This window comes from Polaromonas sp. P3_C2 (assembly GCF_056402675.1).
In genome coordinates this window covers 1-6,255 of the sequence record NZ_JBFUGX010000221.1, presented here as the reverse complement: position 1 = coordinate 6,255, position 6,255 = coordinate 1, and the positions used below count along the sequence as shown (strand labels likewise).

Genomic DNA, 6,255 nt, shown 5'->3' with positions numbered 1-6,255 from the left:
ACCGAGCCTGGCGCGCCTATGGAAAGCGCCCAGAGGCGCTCGGGGTGTAGCAGGCCGAAGCGGTTGACGAACTGGCCGCCGCCGGAATAGCCAAAGAGCGCGAACTTTGAAAAGTCGCAACCGAACTTGACGGCTACCTCGTCGACCATGCTGAGCAGGATCTGGTCGTAGCGGATGTCGGCTTCGCGCAGGTGCTTGAAACCGTCGCGGTTGCCGTCGCCCTGCGGACCGGCCGGGAACAGCGGGCACAACACGATGCAGTCATTCCATTTGGCGAAGGCGGCGAAGGCGTCGCGGTATTCGGTGAAGGCGCGGCCCGTGCCGTGCACCACGACCACCAGCTGCATGGGCTGCTTTGACTCACCCAGGTGCGGCGGGGCATAGGTGCAGTAGGAAAAGCGCGGGTCGGTGCGCGACGCAAAAATCGTGCTGTGGCCCAGGTCGTAAATGGCTGCCGCCCGTTTCTCCCCAAATGAGAGTGGTGAAGCCGTGCCGGTATTCGCCAGGAGTGCATCAGACATAAATCATCGCCCCAAAAAACAAGCCATCCAAGCGGCCGGGCTGCTGCTGCAGAAGCCCGGAAAAGCCGCGCGTTTCGAGGGAGATGCGCCGTTGCGGCGGGAGACATGTGTCCGTCACACAACCCTGTTAAGGCGGATTGTTCTCCATCCGGTTTGAAAAATATATCTATATTATGTTTTGAGATGCTAAAGTTATTCTTTTGTATTGGGGCGGTGCGCGCATGAGCACGATCCGGTTTTTGAAGACCTTTCTGGTTGTCGCACAGGGCGGCTCGTTCGCCGCAGCGTCCGATCGCGTCGCGCTGACACAGGCCGCGGTGGGGCTGCAGATGCGCGCGCTGGAGACCGAGCTCAAGACCGTGCTTTTCGAGCGTTCGGGGCGCGGTGTGGTGCTTTCGGACGGGGGCCGCGCGCTGGTGGCGCATGCGGAAAAAATCGTCGGGTACTACGACGAGATGCGCGAAGGCCTGGACGGCGAGGGAGAGATCGCCGGCACCGTGACGGTGGGCTCCATCGTCACGGCGATGGGGCTGCTCTCAAACACCGTCGTCAGGATGAAGCCGCTCTACCCGCGTCTTAATGTGCGGCTGGTCATGCAGGAGTCCAGCGGCCTGGCGCGCAGTGTCAAGAGCGGTGAACTCGACGCGGCGRTCTTCGTCGACGACTCGCCGCAGGAGCGAAAGGGCATGCGCTGGACGCCGCTGTACACCGAGCCGCTGACAGTGGTCGCGAGCTCCCAGGCAGCGCCGCCGGGCACCGACTTCAAAAAACTGCTGCGTGAGCAACCCTTCCTGCGCTTTGACCGGCGCACGCCCAGCGGCATCCGCATAGAGCAGACCTTGCGCAAGCTGGGCCTGGTGCCGCAGGACTTTCTGGAGCTCAGCTCGCTCTCGGCCATCATCGACCTGGTGCGCCAGAACGTCGGCGTCACCATCGTGCCGCATGTCAAGAACGCCGACTGGGCCAACGATGCGCTTCTGCGTGTGCTGCCGCTGCCGGGCCGGCCACCGACACGGCTGATCGGCATGCTGGAGCAGGGCAAGCGCGAGCACATCACCTCGGTGATCCGGCAGCACCTGGTTCAACTGCTGACCGAGAAAAGTTCGGCGAGCATCGCAAGCCCCGCATCGGGTGGCCCCAAGTCCCGGCAGAAACTTGCGCAGCGGCACTGAACTTTTTTGCTACAGGCCTGTCAGACACCCTTTTAACGGAGGGAATCTCATGGCCTTTGCCCAAAACGACCAACTGACTTCACGCGCACTCTCGGTGCTTCGCATTGTTTCTGCTTATTTGCTTATTCAGCATGGCACAGCCAAGCTGCTGGGCTTTCCCCACGTGGCCTATTTCGACGGGCTGCAGGTGTTGTCGCTGATCGGCTTTGCCGGCATTCTGGAGCTCTTTGGCGGTGCGTTGCTGTTGATTGGGCTGTTCACGCGGCCTGTGGCGTTTGTGTTGTCGGGCTTGCTGGCATTTGCCTATTTCATTGGCCATGCGTCTAAAGGCTTTGTGGCGGCGCCGATGCTGAATGGCGGCGAGTCGGCCGTGTTGTTCTGCTTTGTGTTTTTGTTCTTTGCCGCTGCCGGCGGTGGTGCATGGAGCGTTGACGCGCTGCGTTCGCGGAAGTAAGCAAGACGCCAACCTCGGTGTAAAGCCGGTGCATCCTTTGCGGGTGCGCCGGCTTTTTCACGCCTCACACCTTATGCGGCGCTGTTGGCTGTCTGCCTGAGGGCAGGCGGGTCTGGCTTCGCCGTTTTCCGTGAAGTCAGCAGGCACAGCGCGGGTGCCAGGGCGAACACGGCGAAAAGCCACTGAGCCGCGCCCGCCGTTCCGGGTACACCACCGGGGTTGGTCAGGCCCCCGAGGTTGGCGACCATGCCGGCCAGGGCGGCGCCCATGGCGGTGGCAAACAGCTCTACCGTCATGATGGAAGAGGCAGCCAGGTCTTCTTCGCCAGATGGCGCAATCTGCAGCACACGCGTGCTCAGGTGCGGCCAGGCGATACCGACGGCAAAACCCACAGCCACCATGGCGGCGCAGATTGGCGCCAGCACGGGCCAGCCGCCATTACTGGGTGCGGGCATCAGCACTGCCATGCCCACCAGGCCCGCCAGTGCCAGCACTGGTGCAACGCGGATGGCCAGGCTGGCCCGGGTGCCGGTGGCGCTTGAGCTGATGAGTGAGCCCAGCGTCCAGCCTGCCGACATGATGGCGGCGAGGTAGCCTGAGACAAGCGGTGTCTGGGCATGCAGGACCTGAAAAAACAAGGGTGAAAAAATCTCCGTGCTGGTGACCGTCATGCCCAGCAGCCCCATGGCGAGGTAAAGGGCGCCCAGCACTCCGGGGCGAAACGCATCCTGCGGCAGCAGGCGGTTGGCGGCGCGCTTGTCGACGATGACCAGCAAGGCGCTGAGCGCAACCGCTGCACCCACACCGGCCGCATTCCACATGACTTGTGTGCTGACGCTGCCAGCTGAAACGGCGAAGACCGCACCGGCCAGCAGGAACAACTGCATCCACGGCACGGATGTCGGCGGGCTGCTGGCCGTGTTGTGCCGGGGAATCACGCAGACGGCGAGCACGGTGAACAGTGCCGCTGCGGGAATAAGCGCGCCAAACGCCCATCGCCAGGCATCCATCTGGGCAAACACGCCCCCTATGGCCGGCCCGACCAGGGTGGCCACGCCCCACATGCCCGACAACAGGCCGATGGCCCTGGACCACAAGGCTTCGTCGTACAGCAGGCGGATCATCGCGTAGGGCAGGGCCAGCAACAGCCCGCCGCCAAAGCCTTGCACCACACGACCGGCCAGCATGACGGGCATGGAAGGCGCCAGCGAGCAGGCGAGCGAGCCCACAGCAAAGATCGCAGCGCCGAGCACATAGGCAAAGCGCGGCCCGAGCTTGCCCAGCACCTGCGTCGCCATGGCGGCGCTGATGATGGAGGCCACTACAAAGAGGGCGGTGTTCCAGGCGTAGAACTCCAGCCCGCCAATGTCGCGCACGACGGACGGCAGGATGGTGGTGCCGATGTAGAGGTTGATGGCATGCAGCGCGACGCCGCCGACCAGCGCCAGCGTGCGGATGGCGTTGACGCCGGTCAGCAGAGCCATCCAGCCTGTGGGAGCGGTGCCTGATGTGTTGCTTGAGGTGCTGTTCATTCCAGCGCCTCGGGCCCGAAGGCCAGCCCGTCGAGCTTGTCCGGGTTGCGCATGATGAAGATGTTGTTGGCCTTGCCGTCGTCGTTGTAGGCGAAGGTGATGGCGGCGGCGATCTCGCCGGTGCTCGACCGCAGCTGGATGGCGCGGCCGCCGTTGATCTCGCAGGGCACCCATTCGTAGTGGGCCCAGTAGCGGGCCAGTTGCGTCGTCAGCAGGGTGAGCACGCTGCCCTTGCCCTGGAAGATGCCTTCAACCGAGCTGACCTTGCCGCCGCTGTCGGTGCTCAGTGCGATGTCGTCCGAGAGCAGGCTGGCGAGCGATTCGGTGCTGCCGGCGGTGATGGCTTCGCGAAAAGCGGTGAGCAGGTCGTCCTGCACCTTGGGCGGTGTTACGTGCCGGACTTTTCCCTGGGCGATGCTGGTGCTGGCGCGCGAGACCAGCTTGCGGCAGGCAGCTTCTTCCATGTCCAGCATCTCGGCCACTTCGGCGTAAGGTGTCTCAAAAATCTCATGCAGCAGGTAGGCAGCGCGCTCTTTGGGCGTGAGGCGTTCGAGCAGCAGCAAAAAGGCCATGCTCAGCGATGAGGCCAGCAGGGCATGTGTTTCGGGCGTGTCTTCGGTTTGCGTGTGGATGGGTTCGGGCAGCCAGGTGCCGACATAGTCGACCCGGCTGCGCTGGGCGTCGCGCAGCATGTCGATGCAGTGGCGCGTGCAGATGGCGGTGAGCCAGGCAGCCGGCGTGGCGATGCTCGCGTAGTCGGCCGCCAGCCATTTGATGAAGACGTCCTGCACGGCGTCTTCGGCATCAGCCCGTGAACCGAGGATGCGGTAGGCCAGGCCAAACAAATGCCTGCGCCTTTCTTCAAACACGGCGGTGGGGTCGATGTTTTGCATTGCGCGCGCCTTGCCTTGCTTTGCTCAGTGTGCCGAGACCTGGATGCGGTTCCAGAGGTTGATCATGCCGATGGTAGCGGTCAGCGCGCCAATCTCCTTGTCGCTGAACGATTGGCGCAGGCGGCCGCGCAGGCTGGCGTAGTCGGTCTTGTGGTCTAGCGTGGTCAGCGCTTCCGTCCAGGCCAGTGCGGCTTTCTCGGCTTCACTGAAGTCATTGACATGCGCCCAGACGACGAGGCGGTCCAGCCTGTCCTGGGTTTCACCGTCTTCACGGGCTTCCCGCAGGTGCATCTTGACGCAGAAAGCGCAGCCGTTGATTTGCGAGGCGCGCAGGTGAATCAGGTGGTGCAGTTTTTTGTCCAGGCCCTGGGCGCCAATGGTTTGACTGACCTTGAGCAGGGCGGGGTAGACATCAGGAATCGCGAGGTCGATACGGACGGGGGCAGTGTTGGCGGCGGTGTTAGCGGTAGGGGCAGTCATGGTGTTTCCTTTAAAAAGAGTTCAAAAGTTGGGTGTCACACCGTATTGACGATTCAGCTTTGCCGTTTGTGACGCGTTGTGACGCCTGCCTTCAAAAAAAGATGAAACAAATGAAAAATCGCCTGATCCCCAAAGGAATACAGGCGATAGCGGGCAAGCGCCTGTGCGCTCTAGCGTGGCGTGTTCAACAAGGTGTTCATCGCCGAATAGTCCAGCTTGGAGCCGAGCAGCGGTGACAGGTCCTGTTTCAGCAAGGCTTCGACGCTGGTTCGGGCGTGTTCGTAAGCCACCTGGAAAGGCGCCGGCCCTACGCTGAGGCGCCGCACACCGGCGGCCTGCAAGTCGGCAATGGCCGGCAGCCCGGGCATGGCCATCAGGTTCAGCGGCAGGCTGACGGCTTCGCAGATTTCCCGCACGTCAGGCAAGGCCGTGAGGCCGGGGACAAAGGCGCCGTCCGCCCCAGCCTGCTGGTACAGCTTGAGGCGGGTGATGCTGGCCTGGGCCGGCGTGCCTTCGACTTTCAGCTTGCGCAGGTAGACATCGGTGCGGGCGTTGATAAACAGCGGTGCGCCTTTGAGTGCTGTACGGATGGCGCGGATTTTTTCCGCCAGTAGCTCGGGCGCACCGCCGCCGTCTTCGAGGTTGATGCCAGCCGCCCCCACGGCGACCAGCTCGGCGGCCAGGCGGCCTACCTCGGCGGAGCTCTCGCTGTAGCCGTCTTCCATGTCGACGGTCAGGGGCAGGCTCAAGACACGGGTGATGCGGGCGACGGCATCGAGCAACTCGTCGGGCGGCAAGGCGCCGCCGTCGGCATAGCCGCAGGCCCAGGCGAGCGACGCGCTGCTGGTGGCGACGGCTTTGGCGCCGGACGCCTCAAAGATTTTGGCGCTGGCGGCGTCCCAGGCATTGGGCAGCAGCAAAACGCCGTGGGGCGCCTTGTGAAGTTGGGCAAATTGTTGGTAGTGAAGGACTTGCATGGCGGCTCCGTCGTTGTTGGCGGGATGGGAGAATCGAACCTCACAGCTTAGCAAGCCGGGCTGAAGCGGCTGGCCGTTTCAGGACCTTTCCTGCCCTATTTACTTCAGGTTACGGGTTGCGAATTTCCACCTCAAACCGGGCCAGGCCCGCGTAGTCAAACTGTGTGCGTTTTCCGAGGGGAAGCGTCAGCACGCCGGCATAGGAGCCCGTGATCACCGCCTGGCC

The 6,255-nt window shown here is 63.3% G+C and carries 7 protein-coding genes; 2 read left to right on the top strand and 5 right to left on the bottom strand.

Going from position 1 to position 6,255, the window contains the following annotated elements:
- A partial coding sequence (locus AC1DWI_RS11090) for an alpha/beta hydrolase family protein (RefSeq protein ID WP_477724835.1) occupies nucleotides 1-521 on the bottom strand: 521 nt, incomplete at its 3' end.
- A gap of 221 nt (nucleotides 522-742) precedes the next feature.
- Between AC1DWI_RS11090 and AC1DWI_RS11085 the strand changes: the two genes are divergently transcribed.
- Both AC1DWI_RS11085 and AC1DWI_RS11080 read left to right on the top strand, forming a co-directional pair.
- Complete coding sequence (locus tag AC1DWI_RS11085) at nucleotides 743-1,693, top strand: LysR substrate-binding domain-containing protein (protein WP_477724834.1); 951 nt, start codon at nucleotides 743-745, stop codon at nucleotides 1,691-1,693.
- A gap of 49 nt (nucleotides 1,694-1,742) precedes the next feature.
- Nucleotides 1,743-2,147: a DoxX family protein gene (locus AC1DWI_RS11080; protein ID WP_477669939.1), complete on the top strand. Its 405-nt coding sequence runs from the start codon at nucleotides 1,743-1,745 to the stop codon at nucleotides 2,145-2,147.
- A gap of 71 nt (nucleotides 2,148-2,218) precedes the next feature.
- Here the strand turns inward: AC1DWI_RS11080 and AC1DWI_RS11075 are convergent, their stop codons facing one another.
- From AC1DWI_RS11075 to AC1DWI_RS11060, 4 genes are all read right to left on the bottom strand, one after another.
- The gene (locus AC1DWI_RS11075; RefSeq protein ID WP_477669938.1) at nucleotides 2,219-3,679 is read right to left on the bottom strand and encodes an MFS transporter; all 1,461 of its coding nucleotides are present in this window, start codon (nucleotides 3,677-3,679) and stop codon (nucleotides 2,219-2,221) included.
- Nucleotides 3,676-4,572, bottom strand: coding sequence for a sigma-70 family RNA polymerase sigma factor (locus AC1DWI_RS11070; protein WP_477669937.1), 897 nt, complete (start codon nucleotides 4,570-4,572; stop codon nucleotides 3,676-3,678). Before AC1DWI_RS11070 ends, AC1DWI_RS11075 begins: the two co-directional genes overlap by 4 nt.
- A 24-nt stretch (nucleotides 4,573-4,596) precedes the next feature.
- Nucleotides 4,597-5,052, bottom strand: coding sequence for a carboxymuconolactone decarboxylase family protein (locus AC1DWI_RS11065; protein WP_477669936.1), 456 nt, complete (start codon nucleotides 5,050-5,052; stop codon nucleotides 4,597-4,599).
- Nucleotides 5,053-5,222: 170 nt separating this feature from the next.
- Complete coding sequence (locus AC1DWI_RS11060; protein WP_477669935.1) at nucleotides 5,223-6,029, bottom strand: isocitrate lyase/PEP mutase family protein; 807 nt, start codon at nucleotides 6,027-6,029, stop codon at nucleotides 5,223-5,225.
- Nucleotides 6,030-6,255 lie beyond the last annotated feature (226 nt).